Raw genomic sequence first — 25,357 nt, 5'->3', positions numbered from 1 at the left:
AGGCAGGAAATAAGAGGTAAGGAAAAACAATGATAACAAATCAATTTTTACATCTTATCTCCTATTTCCTACCTCCTGATATTAAATACTCTGTTCTGTTTCAAGCACTTCAGTTTCCATCAGTTGCTTTACTTCCTGCTTTTGATGAGCATTGGTCAGAGCGGCTTTTACAAAATGAACAAATAACGGATGCGGTGCCATAACGGTACTTTTAAGTTCCGGATGGTACTGAACACCGATAAAATACGGGTGCTTCGGCAACTCAATCACCTCTACCAAATCGTTTTCTGGATTAATTCCCGACAATACCATACCTGATTTTTCAAAATCTTTGCGGTATTGGTTATTGAATTCGTACCGATGGCGGTGGCGCTCGCTGATATTGCTTTTGCCGTAAATTTTGTGAGCCAACGTATGTGGCTGCAACTTACAGGCATACGCTCCCAAGCGCATGGTACCACCTTTGTTAGTAATATTTTTCTGCTCTTCCATCATACCAATCACAGCGTGGTCGGTTTCGCTGTCCATTTCAGTAGAGTGAGCATCTGACCAACCCAGTACATTGCGAGCATATTCAATGACGGCCATTTGCATTCCAAGGCAAATTCCGAAGAAAGGAATGTTGTTTTCACGAACGTATTGTACAGCCGCGATTTTACCTTCAATGCCGCGCTCGCCAAAGCCGGGCGCAACAAGTACACCATCCAAGGTCGACATTTTCTCAGCCGCATTGTCGGGCGTAAGGTGCTCGGAATGAATCCATTCAATCTCCACTTTACACTCATTGACCGCTCCGGCATGAATAAACGACTCGGTAATGGATTTGTACGCATCGTGAAGCTCTACGTATTTTCCTACCAACCCAATGCGAATCGTGCTTTTTGGGTTTTTAAGGCGATCTACAAACTCCTGCCATGCGTCCAAATCCACGTCTTTGTCATCGTAGATATCTAGCATATACAGCACGCGTTGGTCGAGACGTTCTTTTTTCATCAACAACGGCACGTCATAAATCGTGGAGGCATCCATGGCCTCAATTACCGACGGAGGTTTCACATTGCAAAAAAGAGCAATTTTTTTGCGCATTTCGGCTGGCAATGGGTACTCGGTACGACATACCAGAATATCAGGCTGAATACCGGATTCCTGCAACATCCTGACGGAGTGCTGCGTGGGTTTGGTTTTCAATTCGCCTGCGGAACTGAGATACGGAATAAGAGTAAGATGAATAACCAACGCGTCGTTTTCGCTTAATTCGAACTTTAATTGACGCACAGCTTCCAAAAACGGCAACGACTCAATATCACCCACACATCCGCCGATTTCGGTAATAACTACGTCGTACTCGCCCGTTTCACCGAGCAAAAGCATCCTTTTTTTGATTTCATCCGTGATATGGGGTACGACTTGTACCGTTTTACCCAGAAAATCGCCACGACGTTCCCGCATGATGACATCGTAGTAGATGCGCCCGGTAGTGACGTTGTTGGCCTGCGAGGTGCGTTCATTCAAAAAACGTTCGTAGTGCCCTAAATCAAGATCTGTTTCTGCTCCGTCGTCGGTAACATAGCATTCTCCGTGTTCGTAGGGATTAAGTGTTCCTGGATCAACGTTGATATATGGATCAAACTTTTGGATAGTGACCGACAATCCGCGTGATTGAAGGAGTTTTGCGAGTGAAGAGCCAATAATGCCCTTTCCCAATGAAGACGTTACGCCGCCAGTAACGAAGATATATTTTGCGGTTTTTTGCCCGTGAGCAGCCATGACTTTGTAGTTTGGTGGACTGGTTACGGGATACAAAGGTACAGAAAATTCGGTCTGTGTTACTATATAATTTTCAGACCCCTACCTTATTTTCAGGTAAATCACTGATACACAACAGCAATAACCCGCTTGAAAATCTATATAAAATCGCAGATAGCAGGTTTTGAATACACATTCCCTCAACTTTTGTATTTTTACCCTTCAAATCTTCCACTGTATGACCTCCGGCCTGCGTTTACTTCTCCGATTATTGATTTTTGTGGTTTTGATTTTTGGTATCATCTCTATTTGGGAGACGTACAGAACAGGGAGATGGTTTTCTTTCAGTGGTGATAAGGAAGTCCAAACTACCCACGCCATGGTATTGGAAGAAATACAGGCATTGGGAAAACTGGAACTTGTTCGCTACAATTTTAAAGACATTGTTGAACACGAACAAATTGTCCAATGGATGCCTAATCCAAAGGCAGTTTTAATTGTTCAGGGCGAAGCGGTTGGTTGCATTGATTTAACCAAAATCACCGTTTCTGACATTACCACGGAATCAGACACCGTCGTAGTGCATTTGCCTGAACCTGAACTATGCAGCTATAAAATTGACCATTCCAAGTCGAAGGTGTACAATACTGAATATGCATTTATGGAAGAGGCTCAATTGGTACAGGAAGCCTATCAGCAAGCTGAAAAACAAATTCAAAAATCAGCGCTGGAAATGGGTATTCTGGACCAAACCAAACGGAACGCCGAGCAAATTCTTAAACCCGTTTTGGAAAAAGTATCAGGCAAAAAAATTGCGCTTCGGTATCGAATGAAAGCGACACTGCCCAGACCGAGATGAGTATATAATTTAACCATATGATAAAAATGAATAAACTGTTTAAAATCAATTTTATCAAACGATAACCCATCCACCTTCATGCAAAAGCCCATTTTAAAAACCACACTATTTATTTTCCTGACTTTATGCGTCACCAATTCGTTTGGACAAATTGAAAAACTCCGACAAAAAATTCAACAAATCGCTTCCTCTGTCGATGGGAAATTGGGGATTGCGGTTCTGGATTTAGCCGGGGAAGACACATTAACCATGAACGGGAAAGGCCATTTTGCCATGCAAAGTGTGTATAAATTTCACTTAGGTTTGGCGGTGTTAGATCAAGTAGACAAAGAAAAATTCAAATTGGACCAAAAAATCTTGGTCAGAAAAAAGGATTTATTGCCGAATACGTGGAGTCCATTGCGTGAAAAATATCCCAATGGAGAGGTAGAAGTTCCGCTAAGTGAATTGCTTCAATTTACCGTAGCTCAAAGTGATAACAATGGTTGCGACATTCTTTTCAATTTGGTAGGCAGTCCTAAAACGGTGGATACGTATATCAAAAACTTGGGTATCAAAGACGTGGCTATTTCTACCACAGAGCAGGAAATGCACCAAGACCCGAAAGCTCAATTCACTAATTGGAGTACGCCGTGGTCGACCGTGAAGTTGTTGGAAAAGTTTTACCAAAAGAAGATTCTTTCCGCATCCGGTCATGATTTTATGTGGAAAACCTTGGCAGAAGCGACTACCGGCAGTCAGAAACTCAAAGGATTGTTGCCTAAAGGCACCGTAGTAGCCCACAAATCAGGTCTTTCGGGAACCGACGAGAAAGGACTTACCGCTGCTACCAATGACATTGGAATTGTAACCCTTCCTAACGGCAAGCACTATGCCATTGCCGTTTTCTTCGCTAATACTAAAATGGCAGATAAAGACAGCGACCGAGTCATTGCGGAAGTTTCTAAAGCTGTTTGGGATTATTTTTCTACAAAATAATTGATAAAAACTTCAACAGAGTACCTTTGTAACATTCACAAATCACTCATTCACCCTTGACTCATTCACATCGTGCGTATCGGAATCTTTTTTGGCGGCCCTGCGCGTGAGCGCGAAATTTCTTATGCAGGCGGTAAAACAGCCTACGAAAACATAGATAAGGCGTTGTTTACGCCCGTGTTAATATTTGTAGACAGCCTCGGCAATTTTATTCTCACCGATGAATCTAAACTCTATCACGCGGGCATCCGAGATTTTTACCCAGGACCGGCCTTTCGGGAAGGCAGCTTTGACGTGTATATAGAATCTCTGCAACAGCAACTTTCGCAGGCGGAGTTAGATGAGTTGATGCACGGTATCGGTACCCCTATTCAACCGCAGGATTTCAAAAAGTATTTTGATTTTGCTTTTATCATCCTCCACGGACCCAATTGCGAAGACGGCGCGATTCAAGGCTTATTGGAATGGCATAAAATGCCTTACATGGGTCCCGGTCTGTTGGGCTCAGCTGTGAGCATTGACAAAATTCTGCAAAATGAGCAGATTGCCCGCGCCAATGGTCAACAGAAAAAAATGCAGGTAGTTCGTTGGGAACAGTGGAACGGAGCCGATGTTCACCAAGTTTTTGAAACGGCGAAAGCCGAATTAGGACTTCCGATTGTGGTAAAAGCGCCGCATCAGGGTTCTTCCATTGGAGTGGCAATTGTGAAAGAAGACAGCTTGGATGCGTTTGTCAAAGCCATGAACCAGTGCTTTTTCTCGCTGGAAGTAAAAGCAGACGATTGGAAAAGTTGGTCAGATGTTGAAAAACATACGTTCGCACAACGGATTGCCAATTTGGACGAGAGTATCGGTTATCCCGTAGCTATTCAGGAAACGGGCGAAATCATTTATCATCCCATTGACTTATTGGAAAAATTGGATAATTATCCCCCCATTGGGGGTAAGGGGGCTTTGCTGTCTATCAACGCCGAAGACCAAGTTTTGCTGGAAGAATTTGTGAGAGGTCAGGAATTTTCGTGCGGAGTGATTCAGGACGATGACGGAACGGTGATTGCTCTCCCTCCTACCGAAATCGCTAAACTGGAAGAAGAACAAACATTTGACTTCAAGACAAAATACAAACTGAACGTTACGCGTAAATTTATCCCCGTCAGAACGACACTCGACAACAACCAAAAGATTCAGTATAACATTGCTCTGGTATTTGAGAAATTGGGCATGAACGCCGTAGCACGAATTGACGGTTTTTTGACTCCCGACGGATGCGTTCTTTTGCACGATCCCAACACCTTGCCGGGAATGTCGCCTACGTCACTGATTTTTAAACAAATGGCCGAGATTGGATTGGACGTCACTCACGCCATCACGTATTTGATTCGGCAATCCCTGCGTGAGCGGATTCGTACGGGAAAAGACACGGTGCATTTACGAGTACTTTTGGCTGATTTGGACCAAAGCATTGAAAAACAATTAGGTGAACTGGTCGAGCAAACGGTTGAATTTGAAGCGACTCAGGAAGCTTATTTAAACGCTCGTAAAACATTCGCGCAACTTTCCGCTTCCGGTAAAGTGAAACCCATTGCCGTACTGACAATAAACGAAGAAGAAAAATACCCACTGCCTATCAGTTTGCTTTTCAAAGATACCATTGAAGATGTGCTGGAAATGGTTTCCCAACCCACACATCCGCTCATCGTAGAAACGAAAGAAAAAGCCAAGAATGTAACACGGCGCTTTGTGGGTTAGAATATCTTCTTCAATGAAGGCGAATTAAAAATATGATGCAGTCAGTTTTGATAAACTGGCTGCATTTTTTGGTTAATTTTGGCAAGAAAACATCAGGGTATTTGGCGGTGAAAACACCTCTAAGGGCATAATAGCTATTTGCATTTGGCTATAACAATCTTTCTGTTGTATTTGATGTAGCCCATTTACCAAAAGTTAGTATTAAACCTATAGCCGGCAGTAAAATCCCAAATAGGCAGGTGCCAAATGAATCAAATCGGTATATTCAATGATAAAATGGATTCCGATAGCACAACTGAAACCAATAAAAAGACTCAAAAATAATACTTCCCATAGATTTCTGGTAAAATGACTTCTCCTGATAATAAAGAACAACATTAACCCTATCGTAGCCAAGCCTCCTCCAAAGCAAGCCCTATCATGGGCAATTAATGGAATCAATTGAGGGCTTATTTGGTCAAGCAATCCACAAACCGGAATTTCCATAAATTCTAAATCTTGCGGTACAAAAACGGTTGTCATCCCCACTGTCATAATTACTATCCCGCCCAAAAACAATCCCGTGCTTACCAATTGTAAAAGAATCTTTCCAATGCATGCACGGGTTGTTAAAGCAGTTTTATTAGTAGTGACAAATAAATCTTTGTAACTTTTTCCCCTTAGGTTTTGGTATGATTTTACCAAACCAGTTACATAAAAGGGAATTAATAAAGCCGTTCCTATTCCGTGCCAAGTATCAAAGTAACCAAAACCTAAGTAGGTTAAAAAACTACCAAAACCAATGCAACCAGAGAAAAGAAAAACCCACCACGCCCACGCTTCTTTGTTCCTTAGAGGAAATTCTGCCAACCACATATACAGTATTCCTACAGATATGATTGAACCTCCAAAAGCAACTCTGTCATGAAACATAAAATAGGTTATACGACCTTTGTAGAATCTTGATAATTCCTGCGCATTTAAACCTAAATAATAACTGTCATGTGGTAAAAAATGGCCTGTAGCAACCTGAGTGATTATAAATAGACCCGAAAAAATTAAGATTAATCCTGTAAAAATGAGTAAAAAGTGGCCTTCATTACTAAACGCGCTCCAAAGGCTTCGACTATCTAATTTATTACTCATAACATCCCTTAAAACAAAAACTTACTCAATTCACAATCAACAGCTTGACAATAAGACGAGTTTTCGGCGTAATCAAGGTTTTCAAGTATATATCGGTGCCAAAGATTAAGCTTATAATCATAGACAAACCCTTCTTTTACGTCGTACGTTTGCATCAATTCTTTCAGCTTTTGGGTATCTTTCTTCACACCTTGGGTATGTGTTATTTCAATGATAGCCTCGGTAAGTTCCGTTTCAGAATTTACCAGCATTATATCAGGCGTAGGGCTGGTTTGGCCTTCATCAATCATCGTCTCAGGATAGGCGAATAAGGAAGTTTTATCTTGTAAATACAAATTAGTTAAACCTGTTATCAATTTTGCAATAATGGCTTGGTGGATACGCGGCGCGTTTACTCCCATATAAATTATGTTGTCGTTCATAGCTCATTCATTTAAAATTTTCTACCAAAAATAAGCTTTTTAGCATTTTATTCCAACCCTCATCGCTGATACACCCGTACATAGTCAATTTCATACTTGGAAGGAAATTTTGTGAGTGAAGGGTCGCCGCCGTTATCACCGCCAATAGCGAGATTAAGCAACATATAATGAGGTTGTATAAAGGGGTTTTTGCCCGTTCCGTCGCGATTGATTGTATCGGAAAGATCCACAAAATTGAGCAATTCTCCGTCTACGTAAAGTCGGATGGCTTTCTCGTCCCAATCCATGCGCCAAACGTGAAATTTCTTGCTCCAACGACGGTCTTCAAACGTTTCAATGGGCTTTTTAAGATCGCGCCACACGGCTTTGAAACGCGTTTCGCTTCCCCAGGCAAAGTTGGCCAACAGCATTCCCCGATAAAATTCCATAATATCTATTTCACCGTTGCGAGGCCACTCGCCTTCTACTCCTAACATCCACCACGCTGGCCACACGCCGGCACGCGTATCAATTCGGGCCCGCATTTCAAAACGCCCGTACTTCCAACTGTGCAAACCTGCTGTTTTGAGGCTGGAAGAGGTATATTCGATGGTTGGGCGGCTCTTTTTCCAATCTTGACTATTGGCATCATAATTAGGATTAGGGCGATTTTCACGGCGACCTTCGATGATAAGTTTCCCTTTCTTGCAATAGGCATTTTCGGGCTGATACCACTGATGTTCGTGGTTTCTTACAAAGCCTTTTTCAAACTTCCAATTGGCAGGGTTGGGAGTACCCGGAGTATTAAATTCATCGGCCCAAACCAATCCCCAACCTAAATACTTTGACTTTTTTTGCGCGTAAATTTGCTGACTTGACCGGCCCCATATAAAAATGGCTATTGTTATAATGAATAGATTTCCGTTAACTTTCATATATCAATTCAGTTTTTACAAATATTTGTGTAATACACTTATAATCAATTAATTATTCACTAAATCACCATTCACCATTCACAATTAGTATTTATATCCAGTGCAAAGTGGTTACTTTTTCTAAAATTTGTGTCAGGAAATCATCCTGCGGTTTTACCAAATCAGTCCATAATCGAAGCCTATCTATGAAAAAAACCTCCTCTATTTGGTTGTATTGTCTCGCTGTCACTTCATTGACGCTGCAAAGTTGCTCAAGAAATCCGGTGACCGGTAAAAAAGAGCTTATTTTTATGTCCCAAGAACAGGAAATTGCTTTAGGGGCGCAGTCTCATCCTTCCGTCGTAGCTACAATGGGTCTGTATGATGACACGAAATTACAGAATTTTATCAACGAAAAGGGCAAGGCCATGGCCGCCATCTCTCACCGTCCCGATTTGCCTTATCAGTTTTATATCGTGGATTCACCCGTGGTCAATGCCTTTGCCATTCCCGGTGGCTACGTTTATTTTACACGAGGCATAATGGCTCATTTCAACAACTCCGCCGAATTTACGGGTGTTCTGGGTCACGAAATCGGGCACATTACGGCTCGCCATTCTGCCCGTCAGCAAACCACTCAAGTACTTGGTACTGTCGGCCTGATGGCAGGGATGGTACTTTCTGACAAGGTTCGTCAAATGGGCGACCAAGCCATGCAAGGATTACAAATGGTTTTATTGAGTTACAGTCGAGCCCACGAGTCAGAATCGGATAAAATCGGCGTAGGGTATTCTGGCAAAATTGGGTACGATGCCCGTGAAATGGCACAGTTTTTCGGCACATTAAAGCGGTTGTCTGAAAAAAGCGGCCAATCCATTCCTACATTCATGTCAACGCACCCCGATCCGGGCAATCGCCAAACCAATGTAAACCAAATGGCGCAGGAATATCAGAAAGCCAATCCGGGCAACTACTTGGTAGAAAGAGACAGCTATCTGCGCATGATTGATGGCATCATTTATGGAGATGACCCCAAACAGGGTTTTGTCGAAAACTGGAATTTTTACCATCCCGAACTCAAATTTCAATTTCCCATTCCCCGCGATTGGCAGTATGAAAACTCTCCCATTCAATTTCAAATGGCTGCCAAAGATGGGAAATCAATGATGATGCTTACAGTAGCCGAAGGAAAAACGCTGGAAGAGGCCGCCCAAAGTGTGGTGAAGAACTACAATTTTAAGGTCTTGGAAAACAAAAACACGACCATCAACGGCATCCCTGCTTTAGCAATGGTATCTCAAATACAACCAGAACAACAGCAAGGTACACAGGCCACTACTACGCAAACCCCGGCACAAGACCCCAAAACAGTAGTGCAGGTAGGCACTTGGTTGCTCCAATACAACGGAATAATTCTGGCCATTCACGGCATGGCGTATACCCCTGCTTTCAACGATTCTTTTGGAACGTTTCGCGGCGTAGCCGAAGGTTTCAAATCTTTGAATGACCCCGACAAACTTAACCGCAAGCCTGACCGTATTCGTATCAAAACCGTCACCCGCACGGCTTCTTTCAAAGATACGATGAAGAATCTCGGAATGCCCGACAGCCGAATCGACGAATTGGGCATTTTAAATCAAATGCAACCTACTGATCCCGTGACTCAAGGCACTTTAATTAAGGTGATTAGTAAATAAATTTAGGGATTATTGGACTTTTTCGTTGTTCCCTTTTTTTGCAAAAATTTACAGGTTAGATTTGGGATAGAATCCTAAACTAACCTGTTTTTTTGCATGAAAAAAATCATTACACTTCTCATCACGCTATCCGTCTTTTCATCTGTTTGGGCCCAATCGCCTACTTTTCCCCGCAACGGGGTGTATGATGAACGCCCCGAAATGTACGCTTTTACCAACGCCACTATTTACGTAGATGCCCGAACGGTGCTTGAAAGTGCCACGCTGCTTATCAAAAACGGCATTGTGGTCGTAGCAGGAAAAGACGTACAAATTCCCGCTGGCACGGTGGTAACCGACTTAAAAGGTCGCCGTATTTATCCCGCTTTGATTGACATGGAATCCGACTACGGGATGCCCGAAGTAAAACGCACCCAAGGAGGCGGACGCGGAACACCTCCGCAAATTGAATCCAACAAAAAAGGCGCTTATGGCTGGAATCAAGCCATCAATGCCGAAACCGACGCGGGTAAACTATTTACAGTCAACAGCTTAAAAGCCGACGAATTACGAAAATTAGGCTTCGGAACGGTATTGACCCACTACCACGACGGCTTTATTCGAGGCAGTGGAGCATTGGTTAGTCTTGCTTCCGAAGGAGACAACAGTGTTATCGTTCGCAGCCCGGTATCTTCTCATTTATCGTTTAGCAAAGGTTCTTCTACGCAACAATACCCCAATTCACCAATGGGTGCGATGGCGTTATTGCGTCAAACTTACTACGATGCGGAATGGTACAAAACCACGGGCAAAAACGTGGAGCATAATATTTCGCTTGAAGCCTTCAATGCGCAAAGTGCTCTTCCTGCGGTTTTTGAAACCACCGACAAGTGGAGTCTGCTTCGTGCCGACAAACTGGGCAATGAATTCAAAACACAGTATATTTTTCGCGGAACGGGTGATGAATACCAACGGATTGACGAAATAAAAGCTGCCGGAGGTTCGATTATTGTACCCGTCAATTTCCCCGCAGCCTTCGACGTAGAAGATGCCTGGGATGCCGATAACGTAAGTTTGGCCGAGATGAAACACTGGGAAATGGCCCCTGCCAACGCCGCAGCGCTCGAAAAAGCAGGCGTCAATTTTGCCATTACTTCAGCCTTGCTCAGAGCCAAAACGGATTTTTGGCCTAATCTTCGCAAAGCAATTGAGTACGGTTTATCAGAAACCAAAGCATTGGAAGCCCTTACAACAGTGCCAGCTCAACTTCTGCAATCTGGTGACAAAGTAGGAAACCTAAAAACAGGTTCTTGGGCCAATTTTATCATCACGTCGGGCAATTTATTCAATGCCGATAACATCATCATTGAGAACTGGATTCGGGGCAAAAAATACATCATCAACTCCTTGGAGCAAGCGGATTTGCGCGCTACCTACCAACTTAATTTGAATTCGGAAAAGGGAAAACTCATTATTTCGGGAAAACCTGAAAAGCCTGACTACCAAATTGTCCTGAGCGATACCGTAAAGATTACTCCCAAAGTAACCTACCTCAACGACGTTATCTCTCTTAATTTTCAACCTGACAAAAAAGTCCCAACCGCCACAACTCGTTTAACCGGCTACAAAGAAGGAACCGGTTTTAAAGGCACAGGAGAAAATGCTAAAGGTGAAACCATTAAATGGACAGCAACCTTGACCGAACCGCTTAAAGTAGCCGAGGCTCGTCGAGATACAGCACAAAAACCGGCACCCAACGTAGGGAGACCTTTATTTCCTTTTGTTGGTTTTGGAAACCCGGAAAAACCTAAAACAGAAACACTTCTCGTCAAAAACACGACCGTTTGGACCAGCGAAGAGGCCGGTGTCTTGCAAGGAACGGACGTGTTGGTCGAAAACGGGAAGATTACCCGCATTGCCAAAAATATTTCCGCTCCCAATGCCCGCGTCATAGACGGAGCCGGCAAACACCTCACGGCAGGAATCATTGACGAACACTCGCACATTGCACTGGTTTCCATCAACGAAGGCGGACAATCCAGTTCGGCAGAAGTACGCATGAGCGACGTCGTTAACCCGGATGATATTAACATTTATCGGCAATTGGCAGGAGGCGTTACGATGTCTCAATTATTGCACGGTTCGGCCAACTCCATCGGAGGGCAATCAGCCGTTGTCAAATTGAAATGGGGCAGTAATGTTTCCGAAATGTTGGTTCCAGAAGCGCAATACATCAAGTTTGCTTTGGGAGAAAACGTGAAGCAGTCCAGCAGTCCCAATCCTACCGGACGATTTCCTCAAACTCGAATGGGTGTCGAGCAGGTATTTTTCGATCATTTTACCCGTGCTCGCGAATACGAACGTGCTTGGGATTCTTACAATTCCATGAAAAACAAAATTGGAATGCCCGCACCGCGCCGCGATATTGAATTGGATGCAATTGCCGAAATCCTTAACGGCAAACGCCATATCACCTGCCATTCTTACATACAGTCCGAAATCAATATGTTGCTGAAAGTGGCTGATTCATTGGGCTTTAAAGTGAATACGTTTACGCACATTCTGGAAGGGTACAAAGTAGCTGACAAAATGAAAAAACACGGCTCTGCCGGTTCCTCTTTTGCTGACTGGTGGGCTTACAAAATGGAAGTAAAAGACGCCATTCCGTACAATGCCGCCATTTTAGCCAAAGTAGGTGTATTGACCAGTATCAACTCTGACGACGCCGAAATGGCACGCCGTCTGAATCAGGAAGCGGCCAAAGCAGTGGAATACGGCGGTATTGCCGAAACGGAAGCGCTTAAAATGGTGACCATTAATCCCGCTAAAATCCTTCATTTGGACAAACGTACGGGAAGTATCAAAGTGGGGAAAGACGCTGATTTGGTTTTGTGGAACAATCACCCTCTTTCTATTTATGCCCGCCCCGATTACACCATTGTGGAAGGAACCATTTGTTATTCGACCGACGGTGATGAAAAACGCCGTACGGAAGTAGAAAAAGAACGCGCTCGTTTGATTCAGAAAATGATTTCGGCCAAAACAGGAGGCGTGACCACAGTACGGCCTGCATTCCGCCGCCAACGCATGTGGCATTGCGAGGACATTGAGGGAATGATGGCTGAAGGAGAAGAGGAGAAAAAATAAGCGTTCAAAATCAAGAATTACGAAAAATGAAAAAACTAACTATATTTCTAAGCCTTATTTCTCTCGGCGTTTGGGCTCAAAACCCTGCGCCGGCTAAACCTCAGACCAAGGCCATTGCTTTGGTAGGAGGAACCATCCACGTTGGAAATGGAACCGTAATTGAAAAAGGCATCGTTGTATTTGATAAAGGTATTCTTACAGCGGTAGGTGATGCCAACACGGCATTTGACCGCAGTAAAACGGAGGTAATTGAGGTGTCAGGTAAGCATCTTTATCCGGGGCTCATCGCCATGGGAGCCACAACGGGTTTGGTCGAAATCAGCTCGGTACGCGCTACCAGTGACAATCAGGAAACCGGCAACCTCAACCCCAGTGTGCGGGCGTTGGTTGCTTACAATACCGATTCGGAAGTGATACCAACGCTTCGTAACAATGGTTTGCTGTTAACTCAAGCCACGCCCCAGGGCGGTACGATTTCTGGCTCCTCATCCGTGATGGAGCTTGACGGCTGGAACTGGGAAGATGCTGCTTTGAAAAAAGACGATGGTTTGTGGCTCACTTGGCCTCCTTACTTTGCCCGCGAATTCAACTTCGATGATTTTTCGTTGAGTCTTCAACGAAATACACGTCGTCAGGAGATTATCAATAGCCTTACTCAACTGTTTTCTGATGCTCGTGCGTACAGTCAAATCAAAAATGTAAGCATTACAAATCTCAAACTGGAGGCATTGCGAGGGCTTTTCAGCGGAAGCCAAAGTCTGTACATCCGTGCCGACAACAGCAAAGACATCATAGAAGCCGTAAAATTTGCGAAACAACAGGGGGTACAAAAAATCAATATTGTGGGAGCCGAAGATGCCCTGCGCGTTGCCGATTTTTTAAAAGAGAATAATGTGGCAGTCGTATTGGGCGAAACTCATCGTTTGCCTAATCGGCAGGATGAGCCTGTGTATCAACCTTATCAGTTGCCTGCGCTTTTACAGAAAGCGGGAGTAACCGTGGCCCTTAGCTACGGCGAAGCCTATTGGCGAACCCGTAATCTTCCTTTTGTAGCTGGTACAGCTGCGGGATTCGGAAATCTCGACCGCGAAGAAGCATTAAAGATGATTACTTCTACTCCTGCCAAACTATTAGGAATTGATAAACTGGTAGGTACGTTGGAAAAAGGGAAAATGGCTACGCTTGTAGTTTGCAAAGGTGACATTTTGGATATGCGTTCCAACGGCATCGAACAGGCTTTTATCAGAGGCCGAAAAACCGACCTTGACGACCGCCAAAAACGTCAGTACCGCAAATATTCCGATAAATACGAGATTGGAGATAAATAAGTAGGCAGTAGGCAGTAGGCAGTAGGCAGTAGGCAGTAGGCAGTAGGCAGTAGGCAGTAGGCAGTAGGCAGTAAAATTTACCCTATTTTTAACTGCCTACTGCATATAACCTGTAAACTTTTTTTAACTGTAAACTGCCGCACGGGCGGCCCCGCTACTGCTTCCCTCCGTATTGTTTCATCATTTCTTCCATGGCCTTCCGTCTTTCGGCGGGGGTCATGTTTTTCATTTTTTCGGGATCCATAGAGGTCCCTTTTTTGTATCCTGCCGGAATAGTAAATACCGATGCAGAAACGGGTTTAGCATCGTATTTTACCAACTCCATGGTCATGCTGCCGGGAATCTGCATCTTAACCACAAAACCCTCGGCCCCTGCTTTTTTCAGTTCAGTATACATTTGGTCATTACCACCACTAATGCTTGATTTCCAGTAAGCCAGCATATTTTCGTATCCACTGATGTCTTTGGTCGTCCACATATCCATTGGGCGATTTTGAGTCGTAACAATGACGTGGGTGCAATTAAAATTTTGAATTTTTTCTTTACCAACCACTTTGAGAGTCACTTTATCCATCGTTTTCTGCCCCGTACTTACTTCCCGATACGTTTTAGAACTTTCGTCCAACATGGTGATTACGTTTGGCTTTTCAGGAAGCATCAACATCGCCTGTTTAATCGTTGTCCCGGCAATAGCCATATTGGTTTCCACTCGTATTTTAGTGCCCGAAAACATCATTTTACTGGCCGATACCATGCCTTTTTCCTGTCCTCTTGATAGGATCATTTTATATTCCAAAGTTCCCTGTTGGGCAACAGCGCTGAGCGTGATCAGTATACTTAAGCTCAAAATCAATAGTTGTTTCATTGTAAAATCTGTTTTTAACTATCCATAAAAATAAACGTCCTGCCTGAATTATAAAAATACAGGCAGGACGTTTGTAACGATCAGAAATCTATGTTATTGCAGGCAACTGTTTAGTACGTTACCCATGTATCTTTTCCACCTCCCCCTTGTGAGGAGTTGACAACCAATGAGCCTTTGCGCAACGCCACCCGCGTTAATCCGCCCGGAATCACGTTGATACCATCTCCATAAAGAATGTAGGGACGCAAATCCACGTGGCGGCCTTCAGCGTGATCATCCACAATACACGGTACTCTCGACAATGAGATCACCGGTTGAGCAATGTAATTACGCGGATTTTCTTTCACTTTTATACGGAAAATCTCGTGTTCTTCTTTGGTAGCTTTCGGCCCAATCAACATTCCGTAGCCACCCGCTTCGTTGGCTTCTTTCACCACCAAATTCTCAATATTTTCCAATACGTATTTCAAATCGTCAGGCTCGCGGCAGATGTAGGTACGAACGTTAGGAATGATAGCCTCCTGGTCTAAATAATACTTGATGATTCGAGGCACATACGCATAAATTACCTTGTCGTCGGCGACTCCTGTACCCGGCGCATTGGCAAGGGCTACACGGCCTTTTTTGAAGACCTCAAAAATACCCGGAATACCGATTAACGAATGAGGGTTAAACACTTGAGGATCAAGAAATGTATCATCCAAACGGCGATAAATCACATCAACAATTTCAAAACCGCGAGTAGTCCGCATTTTGACATAGCCACCCGAAACTACCAAATCCCGGGCATCTACCAACTCCACTCCCATCTGCTGGGCTAAGTAAGAGTGTTCAAAATAAGCTGAATTGTAAATTCCCGGCGTCAGAACGACGATATTGGGATCAGGACGGTCAGCAATGAATTTGAGCATTTCAAACAAGCGCGCCGGATAATCAGACACCGGGCGAACACCGGTACGGGCCAATACTTCGGGGAAAATCTGCTTAGAAAGTTCCCGATTTTCGAGCATATACGATACTCCCGACGGACAACGAAGGTTGTCTTCCAAAACCATAAATTCACCATCATCGCCACGAATCAAATCGGTTCCCGTAATATGGCACCAAATCCCTTTAGGAGGTTTAAGACCACGGCAAGCTTCCAAATAACACTTGGAAGTTTCAATCAAATCGCGCGGTACAACGCCGTCTTTCAGGATTTTTTGATCATTGTAAATATCATCAATAAACATATTCAGAGCCGTAATTCGCTGAATAAGGCCTTGTTCTGTCCTATTCCAATCTTCTCCCGATACTACTCTGGGAATAATATCAAGCGGCATAATGCGCTCGGTTCCTTCACCTTCAGAATATACGTTAAAAGTGATTCCCATCGACATCAGGGCACGTTCAGCGGTATGCTGGCGATTCATGAGTTCAGTTTGATTCAACTGCTCGACTCTCTGTTTAAAAGCTTCATACCCGGGCCGGATTTTACCATCGGGCGTAAACATCTCGTCGAAGAATTTTTCGGTATCGTAGTCTTTGAAAGTAAATTGCATAATGGCGAATCGTTGGTGAGTTTTTTGTTTTGCCGAACAAGATATGGACAAATCACGAATTTAGCCAAATTATCTGTGGAGATTTATCAAAATCGGTGATAATTACTTAATACATTTCTGAATTTATACAATTATATCGTACTTTATAACTTCTTTTAGCGTTATTTTGGGGAAGTAATTATATACTGTCTTACCAATGTTCACAGCGCCTTCTTTCTAAACACTTAACACCACATTTTGGGGATGTTACATCGCTTTTTGATTAGTATTATTATTGGGATAATCAGTTGTATTCCAAGTCAGGCTCAACATTGGTTGGGTTTATCTTCCAGTAATTACGCAGGAACCAACGCCCTTTTTCTTAATCCCGCTCACGCCGCCGACTCCCGTCATAAATTGTACATCAATCTGGTTGGCAACGATTTTTTCGTCATCAACAACTATCTCCGCTACGACGCCCCCTATTCATTTTTAAGCCTTGTTACCAATACCGTTCCTCAAAAATACCGCAGTGAGCGAGGGCTTATTATATGGAGAGATAGCTACTATGCCGAACGCCTCAACGGTCAACCCAAACATTTTCACATGGGTGGTGACCTGCGCGGGCCTTCTGTTTTGTATTCATTTAAAAAAAATCGCTTTGCCATTGGTCTTACGAGTAGAGCGCGCTATTTATTGAACATGACCAACGTATCTGAAGAAACGGCACGGGTGATACGATACGGTACTGATTTATTAGAATTACAAAACAAACGGTATACCAATCAAACAGCCAAACTCTCTACCAATGGTTATATAGAGTTGGGGGCTACTTTCGGGGCAGTAGTCATGGATAATGACGAAGATTTTCTCAAAATAGGAGCGACTGTCAAGCGTGCCGTTGGAGTGTACAATGTTCATGCCGACATGGAAAACGCTACTTATCGCGTATTGGTTGACAATCTTAATCGGGAGCGTGAATTCATCTCAGCGACCCTATTACAAGCCAAATACGGCTATACTACTGACGAAGCCTTTACTAATATCAGCCCTTCACCCGGTTTTTTGTTTGGGAAACAATCCGCGGGTGCAGGCTGGGGGTTCGACATAGGAGCCGTTTATGAATATCGCCCTGATTTTGGAAAACTTCAACGGAATGCGCCACGCGGAGGGAAAGAACCCGATCCCAACAAAAGCAAGTATAAGTTTCGAATTTCGGCGGCATTGACCGATGTAGGGGCTATTCATTACAAAAATCTGAATTACGTCAGAGAGATTGATGTCAACAAAAACGCTCAACAGTTTTCTTACCGCTTTTTTGACAAAGCCAATACAAGCAGCAAGGCACTTACAGCACTCAATCAATCTTTACCGGTAAATCCCGATCAAAATGCCCGTGCCTTTACCGTTGGATTGCCTACTGCGGCAAACATCAGTTTTGATTATCATCACAAAAAAAACTGGTACGTTAATGCCCTTTTAGTACAAAGTTTGAGAGGGAATAACAATTTGGACATCAAACCTCAGTCTGTTTTAGCCGTTACACCGCGTTACGAAACGCGCTGGATTGAAGTGGCCATACCGGTGTCTATGATAGACAATTACCGCGTTTTTGCGGTGGGTTTGGCGGCGCGTTTGGGACCGGTCATTATCGGCACCGACCACTTGGGCGGTATCATCGACATTGGCAAACCGCAAGGCTTGGATTTTTACTTTGGCCTGTATGCGCCCTTTTTTCACCGCAAGCCCCAAGACCCCAACAAGTGCTGGTACATGCCCTACGAAAAAAGAGCAAGACGAAAAAGATAATTCCCTGATGAGCCCTTACGTCACCACCGACCTTTCTCCCGAGGGTATTGCAACCGTTACTTTTTTTCATCCGGCTCAAAACTCCCTGCCGGGGCATCTTTTGCAATTGCTGGCAGATACCATTGAGCAAACGGGGCAAAATCCCAACGCAAAAATCATCATTCTCAAAAGCGGCGGTGACCGTACTTTCTGTGCAGGAGCGAGTTTTGACGAATTAGCTTCTATTCAAACCGAAGCCGAAGGCCTGACTTTTTTTTCGGGCTTTGCCAAAGTCATCAATGCCTGCCGCTGTTCTCCGGTTCTTATTATTGGACGGGTACAGGGCAAAGCCGTGGGCGGAGGGGTTGGTTTGGCCGCGGCCACTGATTACTGTTTTGCCACCCAACATGCCGCTGTTCGCCTCAGTGAATTGCTGATTGGGATTGGGCCTTTTGTGGTAGGCCCTGCCATTGAGCGAAAAATTGGAATCGCCTCTTTTTCCCAAATGACCCTCAACGCCCCTACTTTCTACGAAGCCGCTTGGGCCAAAGAGAAAGGCCTGTTTTCTGAGGTCTATGAAAATACAGAAGCTATGGATGCGGCCATAGAAGCCTTTGCCCAACAACTTATTCAATACAATCCCGATGCATTGCACAAATTAAAAAAGGTGTTTTGGGAAGGTACCGAACAATGGGATACGCTTCTTTTGGAACGGGCCGCCCTAAGTGGAAGCTTGGTTTTGTCAACACACACACAAACGGCTATCGCCCGGATGAAGTCGAAGAATCAATAAAACGTAAATCAATGATAACAGGTAAGTGATCGGATTTGTTGTACTTCCCGACTCGAAAATCGGCTGTTTCCAATTGATTGTTAATCAGGCAATGGTCAATGGGAATCCACATGGGAAAAAACCAAGAGGGCCAAGTAGGATTTAATCCAAAACCCTGTCGACAGTTTATCAAGCCCGACTCTACAATAAAATCCTCATAGAAAGCCGACCAAGGTGTAATGTTAAGGTCCCCCACAACGAGCGTTGGGTTGATTTGTTTTTTTACCAAACGAGCCATCTGTTTCAATTGCTCATTCCGCATCTCAAAATCGGCTAAAACCAACGGATTATACGCATGACAGGCAATAATGATCAGCGGTTTCCCCTTTACCAAAGTCGTCAGTTTCAGTACTCCTTTCACGCCAAAACTCGCCACAGAATCCACAACAAAAGGCGTCCGGCTTCCTACCAACACTTTGGTATTGTTTTTAGCAACTACGTAAAAAGTATACGGATATTCTTCCGCAAGTGCCTTTCGGAAATGATTGATAAACGCCGGTGTTGCTTCATTGATGGAAATAAAATCGGGCTTTTCTTCCTGAATCTGTTTTGTTACAGGCAAATAATCTAAGTTTTTGAAAAGCACATTGGCGTGAAAAATTCGAAAGTCGGCTTTTAAATCGCTGTTCCTTCGAGAAGTGTCAAACCAATTCACGACCAACCAGGCATTCAGCAATAGGCTTACGAAACTGATTGCCATTCCTGCACGCTGTTTTTTCACTAAAAAGTAAACCAAAAGCGCCATACTCAGCAGCAAGTACTGTACCCGAAAATTGGAAAAATGGTCAAACCAACGGCTGTATTTTCCCGCAAAACCAATCAAGGAAGCTACTAAAACACCCCAAGGGGCCAGAACTAAGAATCGTTTTAATAGCCGTACCATTCGCCCCACCATTTTTGCAATTGTTTACGGATTTCGTTTTCGCGGGCATTTTGCCCTGGTTGATAGAGTTTCGTTCCTTTCAATTCGTCGGGCAAAAAGTCAAGCGGAGTAAAATTTCCTTCAAAATCATGAGCGTATTGGTAGTTTTTACCATAACCGATCTCCTTCATCAATTTGGTGGGAGCATTTCGTAAATGCAGAGGGACAGGTAAATGCGCCGTTTTTTCGGCCAAAGCCAAGGCTTCATCAATCGCCAAATAACTCGCGTTACTTTTGGGAGAAGTCGCCAAATAAACCACCACTTGCCCCAACACGATTCTACATTCGGGATACCCAATCGCCTTCACGGCCTGCAGACACGCATTGGCCATAATCACCGCCGTTGGATTCGCATTTCCAATGTCTTCCGATGCCAAAATCAACATCCGACGCGCGATGAACTCGGGGTCTTCGCCCGCTTTTATCATACGTGCCATCCAATAAAGCGCCGCATTGGGATCACTTCCCCGCATGGATTTAATAAAAGCCGAGGCAATGTCGTAGTGCTGCTCCCCCGATTTATCATAACGGGCTAAATTTTGTTGCGCTACTTCCGTCACCATCTCGTCCGTAATCACAATCGGTGATTCCTGAAAATGAGCATTGGCAACCAATTCCAACAAATTCAAGAGTTTACGCCCATCTCCTCCTGACAATCGCAACAGCGCATCATACGATTCAAACTGAATGGTTTTTGTTTTCAGAATTTCGTCTTTTTCAACCGCTTGATGCAGCATTTGAATGAGTTCATCTTTCCCCAGACCTTCCAAAATATATACCTGACAGCGCGACAACAAAGCGGAATTTATCTCAAAGGAAGGATTTTCAGTAGTGGCACCAATGAGCGTAATTTGTCCCTTTTCAACCGCTCCCAATAAAGCATCCTGCTGACTTTTGTTATAGCGATGAATTTCATCAATAAACACAATGGGCGAAAAAAGCCCCGAAGGCCGCGACAATACCTCACGCAATTCTTTTACGCCCGAATTAATGGCACTCAAGGGATAAAATACACGCTTGGTCGTTTCTGCAATCAGCAACGCCAACGTCGTTTTGCCAACGCCAGACGGCCCCCACAAAATCAAAGACGGAACGAGGTTGTTAGTAATGGCACGTCGCAGCGCCCCATTAGGACCTACTAATTTCTTTTGGCCGATAAAATCATCCAGATTTCGCGGACGCATTCGTTCAGGCAGGGGAGCAGACATAGGGTTGGCTTGTTAATAGTGGGCACAAAAATACAAACGCTCGTAGAAATCTATCTTCAAAGACTCCCAAACTTCTATTATTTTTGAATTCTACTTATCTTAAAACCATGCACAACTTCCGAATAGCCACTCACAACGATATTGAAACAATCGCTAACCTGCACGCCCTGAGCTGGCAAAACAGTTATCGAGGTATGCTTACCGACGATTATTTAGACAATCACGTCTTGGCGGACCGAATTCAGGTGTGGACACAGAAAATAAATGAACCTCCTGCTCATCAAATCATCCTACTCAAAGAAATAGACAATTCAGTCGTTGGGTTTGTATGTGCCTACGGAAGTTCCACCGACAATTTCGGGACATTTATTGACAATCTCCACGTATTACCTTCTTTCAAAGGAAAAGGGATTGGTAGGGATTTAATGAAAGAAGTGTCTAATTGGAGTCTTCAACATTTCAATCAACCCAAGCTCTACCTGAAAGTCCTCGAAGACAATCATGCTGCCCGATTTTTTTATGAGAAAGTGGGCGGGGTAAAGCAGGCTGATTTCTCAGAAATAATGCCGGGAGGAAAAAGTGTCAATGTTTGTCGGTATGTATGGCAGAAGTTTAAGTCTTGAGCGCTAAGAGTCCGTTTTTATTGGGGATTTATAACTCCACACTATTTTCTGCAAACCATTCGCGACATTCTTCCAAGTTGGATTCACCGGAGGCTATTTTGATAATGAAATCGGTTAAGACATGATCATTTATGTTGATAGATAAATCGAAGCCGTTTAGGTTGAGAAAGACTAAAGCAGCTGCAAGACCTGTGCGTTTGTTGCCATCAATGAAGATGTGATTGCAGATGATATTGTAACAATAAAGCGCGGCTTTATCGGCAATAGAAGGGTACAAAGGTGCGCCAAACATTTCGGCTTGTACCGCTTCGATTAAATAATCTAAATTTTCTTCGTGAAGGAAGTTATCGGGAGGCGTAAAATTGCCGCCATGCTCTTGAATAGTTGCTCTATTAAACCGAACAACCTGCTTTTTTGTCAAATAACGCATCAGGCCAATGCCTTAAAAGTGGCTGAATAACGGTCAAAATTTTTATAAATAAGCTGCTCTATTTCTACATCTTCTTCTTGATTTGCAGTAAGAAAAGACTCATTCAAAACTTCTTTCAACAAGGCTTTGAAAGTTACAGGGTCTTCTTGAATCAATTCTTTAAGTGCTTGTTTTACTAAAGCTTTATCAATAATTGCCGTCATTGCAGTAGTTGTTTATGCGTGATTATACTTCTCTTTTACAAATTTAACATTTTTACAATATCAAACGTTCTCAGGCCCGCTATAGACAACAAAACGCCCGCAGATGAATTTCTGCGGGCGTTTTGTTGTTCTCTACTATTTTTAATTCCTACACAATCACGTGCTCTACAGTCAACTGCTTTTTCATACTGTTCAAAGCACCAAATACAAGGTTGTAAACCGATTGAATGTTGATTTTCATGAAGTTAGAAATCTCTTCATTGGTCATGTTAACATAAAATTTCAGGAAAATCGCCTCACGCTGACGGCGTGGTAAACGCTCCATCGCTTCGTTCAAGTTACGATTGGTTTGTAAATATTCTTCCTGTGCAATCACGTACGACTCTGCCGAAGCAGTGTACAAGTGGTGATACTCGAGTGGAATTTCTTCACTACTCGTATTTTTTTGTTGGGCATTGAGATGACGTACCAGCTTGCGCTTGATAGAAGCCATCAAATAATAACGCACCGAAGTCGTATCGCCCAGTGTACGGCGATGCTGCCAAAGCTCCACAAATAAATCGTGGATACAATCCTTAATCAATGCTTTGTCGGCGCTAAATTGTGTACAATAGTTGTACAAAAGTTGAACGTAGCATTGGTAAAGTTTTGCGAATGAGGCTTCGTCGTCCTGACGGAACTGATTCCAGAGCGTTACCTCTTCTTGGGTAGTTAGATGAAACCGGGGCATTGGGGGGAGGGGTTTGGGGTTGAGAAACAATCACGACTCAAATGTAATTTTCTTTATAATAAGTTGCAAAATAAAAAGTGTTTTTTTTACAATTAATTTTCAAAATAATATTTGGCAAAATTGAAACTTTGCCCATCAAAAATCCCTAAGTCACTCATTTTCAGAGAAGGAATTACCAGTAATGCCATAAAAGAGAGTGTCATAAAGGGAGAAGTCAGCGAAGATTTTAATATTTTTTTAACAAAATCATCAATCGCTGTATATTGTCGTGCAACCTCGTATCCATCCTCATCAGACATCAGTCCCGCTATAGGCAGCGCTAATAAAAACGCGGTTTTGTCGTCCTGTATTGCACTGACTCCGCCTTTTGCCTCAATGACCAAATTGATAGCTCGGGCCAAGCTTTCATCATCGCACCCCACAGCGATGATATTGTGCGAATCATGCGCTACCGACGACGCAATAGCCCCTTCTTTCAGACCAAAATTTTTGATAAATCCCACTGCCACGGGTGCTGGATGATAGCGATTGACAACCACTATTTTCAAAATATCATTTTCAACATCGGGCACAATGGTTCCATTTACAATCCGAGCAGGAAATTCCAAAGCATTGGTAATCAACTGCCCATCCAACGCCTCTATTACTTTCAACCTTACGTGCTCAGCAGGTGCTTCTACTGCCAAGTCAGCCGACTGACAGGGCTGACAATCAAACTGATTCACCATCGGACTCCGCAAATCAGGAAGAAACGAGACACCGCGCTCGGCTACCTTTTGCCCGTTGATGTAGGTTTCCAGTACGTTAAAATCTTCCAAATTATCCACCACAATAAAATCGGCCGGATCGCCTTCCCGCAACAGCCCCACGGGAAGGCGATAATGCAAGGCAGGATTGAGACAGGCTACTCTCAAAACATCAAAGAGCTTATGTCCTTTGGCCAAAGCACGTTTTACCAACTGATTGATGTGACCTGCAACGAGATTATCCGGGTGTTTGTCGTCGGAGCAAAACATAAGTCGCGTCGGATAATCGGCCATAAGCAGAATTAATGCTTCAAAGTTTTTGGCCGCACTTCCTTCACGAATCAGAATATAATCAAGTCCTAATTGAAGTTTATCCAATGCTTCCTCGTAGGTAAAACACTCATGGTCAGTACTGATGCCTGCCTCAATGTATTTTTTGGCCACTTCTCCCCGCAGACCCGGTGCATGACCGTCTACGGGTTTGTTAAACGCTTTTGCCCATTGAATTTTCATCATTACCTCGGGGTCTTCGTGCAATACCCCAGGAAAATTCATCATTTCAGCCAAGTATCCAATCTCTTTCAATGCCAATAGTTGCCGCACTTCTTTCACCGAAATAGTCGCACCTGCCGTCTCAAACGTAGTAGCCGGAACGCAGGAAGGAGCCCCAAAACAAAACTTGAACGGCACCCGCTTTCCGTCTTCAATCATGTACTCTACTCCTTTGACGCCCAATACATTCCCAATCTCGTGCGGGTCAGACACGGTAGCGACCGTACCATGCACCACCGCCAGCCGCGCAAATTGAGCCGGTGTCAGCATAGAACTTTCGATGTGGACGTGCGCATCCACAAAACCAGGCATGACATAAGGCGCCCCTACTTTTTCCGCTCCCAAAATAGTTACATTGACAATTCGTTTGTCTTCGATTTCAATTTCGGCATAAGAAATTACATGGTCAAATACATTGAGAAGATTGGCTGTAAGACGCATAAGACCCAAAGGGTTAAATAAGTAAGAAGTTATGTAAACGAAGTTTATGGACTAACTGCCCGATTATGAGTTATTTTTCATAATCCTGCCTTTTTCCTCAACAATATACGCACGAGCATGTCCTAAAAGTAGGATTTTCGTCAAAGGAAGCCAAATTTTTGGGAGTAATGAGGCAAAATCACCATAAAATCTTTAATGTATTAACGTTTATATATGTTCTACGACGATGTTTTTAGGGCATTAAAAAGGAATATGCTATTTTTGGCTAAACCTTTGTTATAATCCTTAAATACAATCAATTCAATGCAGGATACGACTTTTGTTTCCGTAAATCGACCTATAAAGTGGTACAATAAAGTTGTAAAAATAGACTTCAAAAAGCTTTTTATTGCACTTACTAAATCTGTTTTAATGTTTAAATTTAAAACCCCAGTCGATGGCTTTAAAGAATTAACAGATGAAGTTCTTAGAAAATTATTACGGACTACACCCGCACTCGGTTAATACCCGCAAACGAAGGGCTGCAAAATCTACGTAACCAAAGGCCCTCCGAATGATACTACGAATATGGTTG

At 43.5% G+C, this 25,357-nt stretch carries 21 protein-coding genes; 9 read left to right on the top strand and 12 right to left on the bottom strand.

The features are described 5' to 3' along the window. Positions 1 to 81 precede the first annotated feature (81 nt). Positions 82 to 1,767, bottom strand: coding sequence for a CTP synthase (locus Q0081_RS03010; RefSeq protein ID WP_298349114.1), 1,686 nt, complete (start codon positions 1,765 to 1,767; stop codon positions 82 to 84). Between the two features lie 217 nt (positions 1,768 to 1,984). On the opposite strand from Q0081_RS03010, the gene Q0081_RS03005 reads away from it, so the two are divergent. From Q0081_RS03005 to Q0081_RS02995, 3 genes are all read left to right on the top strand, one after another. Continuing rightward, on the top strand, positions 1,985 to 2,605 hold the full coding sequence (locus tag Q0081_RS03005; protein ID WP_298349111.1) for a DUF4230 domain-containing protein: 621 nt from the start codon (positions 1,985 to 1,987) through the stop codon (positions 2,603 to 2,605). Positions 2,606 to 2,683: 78 nt separating this feature from the next. After that, positions 2,684 to 3,583 carry a class A beta-lactamase, subclass A2 gene (bla, locus tag Q0081_RS03000; protein WP_298349107.1) on the top strand — a complete coding sequence of 300 codons (900 nt, stop codon included), beginning with the start codon at positions 2,684 to 2,686 and terminating at the stop codon, positions 3,581 to 3,583. A 72-nt stretch (positions 3,584 to 3,655) separates the two neighbouring features. Continuing rightward, positions 3,656 to 5,332, top strand: a complete 1,677-nt coding sequence (locus Q0081_RS02995; protein ID WP_298349104.1) for a D-alanine--D-alanine ligase — start codon at positions 3,656 to 3,658, stop codon at positions 5,330 to 5,332. Positions 5,333 to 5,539: 207 nt separating this feature from the next. Here the strand turns inward: Q0081_RS02995 and Q0081_RS02990 are convergent, their stop codons facing one another. From Q0081_RS02990 to Q0081_RS02980, 3 genes are read right to left on the bottom strand one after another with little or no spacing between them, the layout of a single operon-like run. Then, positions 5,540 to 6,457: a hypothetical protein gene (locus Q0081_RS02990; protein WP_298349101.1), complete on the bottom strand. Its 918-nt coding sequence runs from the start codon at positions 6,455 to 6,457 to the stop codon at positions 5,540 to 5,542. 8 nt (positions 6,458 to 6,465) lie between these two features. After that, the gene (locus Q0081_RS02985) at positions 6,466 to 6,879 is read right to left on the bottom strand and encodes a Uma2 family endonuclease (RefSeq protein WP_298349098.1); all 414 of its coding nucleotides are present in this window, start codon (positions 6,877 to 6,879) and stop codon (positions 6,466 to 6,468) included. 59 nt (positions 6,880 to 6,938) lie between these two features. Continuing rightward, positions 6,939 to 7,793, bottom strand: coding sequence for a glycoside hydrolase family 16 protein (locus Q0081_RS02980; RefSeq protein ID WP_298349095.1), 855 nt, complete (start codon positions 7,791 to 7,793; stop codon positions 6,939 to 6,941). Between the two features lie 185 nt (positions 7,794 to 7,978). On the opposite strand from Q0081_RS02980, the gene Q0081_RS02975 reads away from it, so the two are divergent. From Q0081_RS02975 to Q0081_RS02965, 3 genes are all read left to right on the top strand, one after another. Further along, on the top strand, positions 7,979 to 9,469 hold the full coding sequence (locus Q0081_RS02975) for a M48 family metalloprotease (RefSeq protein ID WP_298349092.1): 1,491 nt from the start codon (positions 7,979 to 7,981) through the stop codon (positions 9,467 to 9,469). 96 nt (positions 9,470 to 9,565) lie between these two features. Further along, positions 9,566 to 12,595 carry an amidohydrolase family protein gene (locus tag Q0081_RS02970; RefSeq protein WP_298349090.1) on the top strand — a complete coding sequence of 1,010 codons (3,030 nt, stop codon included), beginning with the start codon at positions 9,566 to 9,568 and terminating at the stop codon, positions 12,593 to 12,595. A 26-nt stretch (positions 12,596 to 12,621) separates the two neighbouring features. Beyond that, on the top strand, positions 12,622 to 13,923 hold the full coding sequence (locus tag Q0081_RS02965) for an amidohydrolase family protein (RefSeq protein WP_298349086.1): 1,302 nt from the start codon (positions 12,622 to 12,624) through the stop codon (positions 13,921 to 13,923). A 154-nt stretch (positions 13,924 to 14,077) separates the two neighbouring features. Here Q0081_RS02965 and Q0081_RS02960 read toward each other — a convergent pair whose 3' ends face one another. Together Q0081_RS02960 and Q0081_RS02955 are read right to left on the bottom strand one after the other, a co-directional pair. Next, entirely contained in the window at positions 14,078 to 14,788 is a 711-nt protein-coding gene (locus Q0081_RS02960; protein ID WP_298349083.1) for a DUF4412 domain-containing protein, read from the bottom strand. A 110-nt stretch (positions 14,789 to 14,898) separates the two neighbouring features. Beyond that, positions 14,899 to 16,329 (bottom strand): circularly permuted type 2 ATP-grasp protein, encoded by a 1,431-nt coding sequence (locus tag Q0081_RS02955; protein ID WP_298349081.1) that lies wholly within the window; start codon positions 16,327 to 16,329, stop codon positions 14,899 to 14,901. A gap of 243 nt (positions 16,330 to 16,572) precedes the next feature. Here Q0081_RS02955 and Q0081_RS02950 point away from each other — a divergent pair, with 243 nt between their 5' ends. Together Q0081_RS02950 and Q0081_RS02945 are read left to right on the top strand one after the other, a co-directional pair. Continuing rightward, the gene (locus Q0081_RS02950) at positions 16,573 to 18,117 is read left to right on the top strand and encodes a DUF5723 family protein (protein ID WP_298349078.1); all 1,545 of its coding nucleotides are present in this window, start codon (positions 16,573 to 16,575) and stop codon (positions 18,115 to 18,117) included. Positions 18,118 to 18,124: 7 nt separating this feature from the next. Next, the gene (locus Q0081_RS02945; RefSeq protein ID WP_298349075.1) at positions 18,125 to 18,889 is read left to right on the top strand and encodes an enoyl-CoA hydratase/isomerase family protein; all 765 of its coding nucleotides are present in this window, start codon (positions 18,125 to 18,127) and stop codon (positions 18,887 to 18,889) included. Here Q0081_RS02945 and Q0081_RS02940 read toward each other — a convergent pair. Both Q0081_RS02940 and Q0081_RS02935 read right to left on the bottom strand, forming a co-directional pair. Continuing rightward, positions 18,858 to 19,811: an endonuclease/exonuclease/phosphatase family protein gene (locus Q0081_RS02940; RefSeq protein WP_298349072.1), complete on the bottom strand. Its 954-nt coding sequence runs from the start codon at positions 19,809 to 19,811 to the stop codon at positions 18,858 to 18,860. The two genes, Q0081_RS02945 and Q0081_RS02940, sit on opposite strands and share 32 nt — an antisense overlap. After that, positions 19,796 to 21,058: a replication-associated recombination protein A gene (locus tag Q0081_RS02935; protein WP_298349069.1), complete on the bottom strand. Its 1,263-nt coding sequence runs from the start codon at positions 21,056 to 21,058 to the stop codon at positions 19,796 to 19,798. Before Q0081_RS02935 ends, Q0081_RS02940 begins: the two co-directional genes overlap by 16 nt. An 83-nt stretch (positions 21,059 to 21,141) precedes the next feature. Between Q0081_RS02935 and Q0081_RS02930 the strand changes: the two genes are divergently transcribed. After that, positions 21,142 to 21,681, top strand: coding sequence for a GNAT family N-acetyltransferase (locus Q0081_RS02930; RefSeq protein ID WP_298349066.1), 540 nt, complete (start codon positions 21,142 to 21,144; stop codon positions 21,679 to 21,681). Positions 21,682 to 21,709: 28 nt separating this feature from the next. Here Q0081_RS02930 and Q0081_RS02925 read toward each other — a convergent pair whose 3' ends face one another. From Q0081_RS02925 to ade, 4 genes are all read right to left on the bottom strand, one after another. Beyond that, positions 21,710 to 22,111: a type II toxin-antitoxin system death-on-curing family toxin gene (locus Q0081_RS02925; RefSeq protein ID WP_298349062.1), complete on the bottom strand. Its 402-nt coding sequence runs from the start codon at positions 22,109 to 22,111 to the stop codon at positions 21,710 to 21,712. Further along, positions 22,111 to 22,314: a hypothetical protein gene (locus Q0081_RS02920; protein ID WP_298349059.1), complete on the bottom strand. Its 204-nt coding sequence runs from the start codon at positions 22,312 to 22,314 to the stop codon at positions 22,111 to 22,113. The genes Q0081_RS02925 and Q0081_RS02920 overlap by 1 nt, the downstream gene beginning before the upstream one ends. 148 nt (positions 22,315 to 22,462) lie before the next feature. After that, the gene (locus tag Q0081_RS02915; RefSeq protein ID WP_298349057.1) at positions 22,463 to 23,044 is read right to left on the bottom strand and encodes an RNA polymerase sigma factor; all 582 of its coding nucleotides are present in this window, start codon (positions 23,042 to 23,044) and stop codon (positions 22,463 to 22,465) included. A 92-nt stretch (positions 23,045 to 23,136) separates the two neighbouring features. Next, the gene (ade, locus tag Q0081_RS02910) at positions 23,137 to 24,783 is read right to left on the bottom strand and encodes an adenine deaminase (RefSeq protein ID WP_298349054.1); all 1,647 of its coding nucleotides are present in this window, start codon (positions 24,781 to 24,783) and stop codon (positions 23,137 to 23,139) included. Positions 24,784 to 25,357 lie beyond the last annotated feature (574 nt).

Origin of the sequence: Runella sp., from assembly GCF_027484545.1 — a bacterium.
Lineage (GTDB): Bacteria > Bacteroidota > Bacteroidia > Cytophagales > Spirosomataceae > Runella.
Note: the sequence above shows the minus strand (reverse complement) of the source record. Positions and strands in the feature narration are given on the sequence as shown.

Coding starts and splice junctions, on each gene's coding strand:
- Q0081_RS02970 (WP_298349090.1), top strand. CDS start 9,566: ATGAAAAAAATCATTACACTTCTCATCACGCTATCCGTCTTTTCATCT.
- Q0081_RS02980 (WP_298349095.1), bottom strand. CDS start 7,793: ATGAAAGTTAACGGAAATCTATTCATTATAACAATAGCCATTTTTATA.
- Q0081_RS02975 (WP_298349092.1), top strand. CDS start 7,979: ATGAAAAAAACCTCCTCTATTTGGTTGTATTGTCTCGCTGTCACTTCA.
- Q0081_RS02915 (WP_298349057.1), bottom strand. CDS start 23,044: ATGCCCCGGTTTCATCTAACTACCCAAGAAGAGGTAACGCTCTGGAAT.
- ade (WP_298349054.1), bottom strand. CDS start 24,783: ATGCGTCTTACAGCCAATCTTCTCAATGTATTTGACCATGTAATTTCT.
- Q0081_RS02990 (WP_298349101.1), bottom strand. CDS start 6,457: ATGAGTAATAAATTAGATAGTCGAAGCCTTTGGAGCGCGTTTAGTAAT.
- Q0081_RS02935 (WP_298349069.1), bottom strand. CDS start 21,058: ATGTCTGCTCCCCTGCCTGAACGAATGCGTCCGCGAAATCTGGATGAT.
- Q0081_RS02945 (WP_298349075.1), top strand. CDS start 18,125: ATGAGCCCTTACGTCACCACCGACCTTTCTCCCGAGGGTATTGCAACC.
- bla (WP_298349107.1), top strand. CDS start 2,684: ATGCAAAAGCCCATTTTAAAAACCACACTATTTATTTTCCTGACTTTA.
- Q0081_RS02920 (WP_298349059.1), bottom strand. CDS start 22,314: ATGACGGCAATTATTGATAAAGCTTTAGTAAAACAAGCACTTAAAGAA.
- Q0081_RS02925 (WP_298349062.1), bottom strand. CDS start 22,111: ATGCGTTATTTGACAAAAAAGCAGGTTGTTCGGTTTAATAGAGCAACT.
- Q0081_RS02950 (WP_298349078.1), top strand. CDS start 16,573: ATGTTACATCGCTTTTTGATTAGTATTATTATTGGGATAATCAGTTGT.
- Q0081_RS03010 (WP_298349114.1), bottom strand. CDS start 1,767: ATGGCTGCTCACGGGCAAAAAACCGCAAAATATATCTTCGTTACTGGC.
- Q0081_RS03005 (WP_298349111.1), top strand. CDS start 1,985: ATGACCTCCGGCCTGCGTTTACTTCTCCGATTATTGATTTTTGTGGTT.
- Q0081_RS02985 (WP_298349098.1), bottom strand. CDS start 6,879: ATGAACGACAACATAATTTATATGGGAGTAAACGCGCCGCGTATCCAC.
- Q0081_RS02965 (WP_298349086.1), top strand. CDS start 12,622: ATGAAAAAACTAACTATATTTCTAAGCCTTATTTCTCTCGGCGTTTGG.
- Q0081_RS02940 (WP_298349072.1), bottom strand. CDS start 19,811: ATGGTACGGCTATTAAAACGATTCTTAGTTCTGGCCCCTTGGGGTGTT.
- Q0081_RS02955 (WP_298349081.1), bottom strand. CDS start 16,329: ATGCAATTTACTTTCAAAGACTACGATACCGAAAAATTCTTCGACGAG.
- Q0081_RS02960 (WP_298349083.1), bottom strand. CDS start 14,788: ATGAAACAACTATTGATTTTGAGCTTAAGTATACTGATCACGCTCAGC.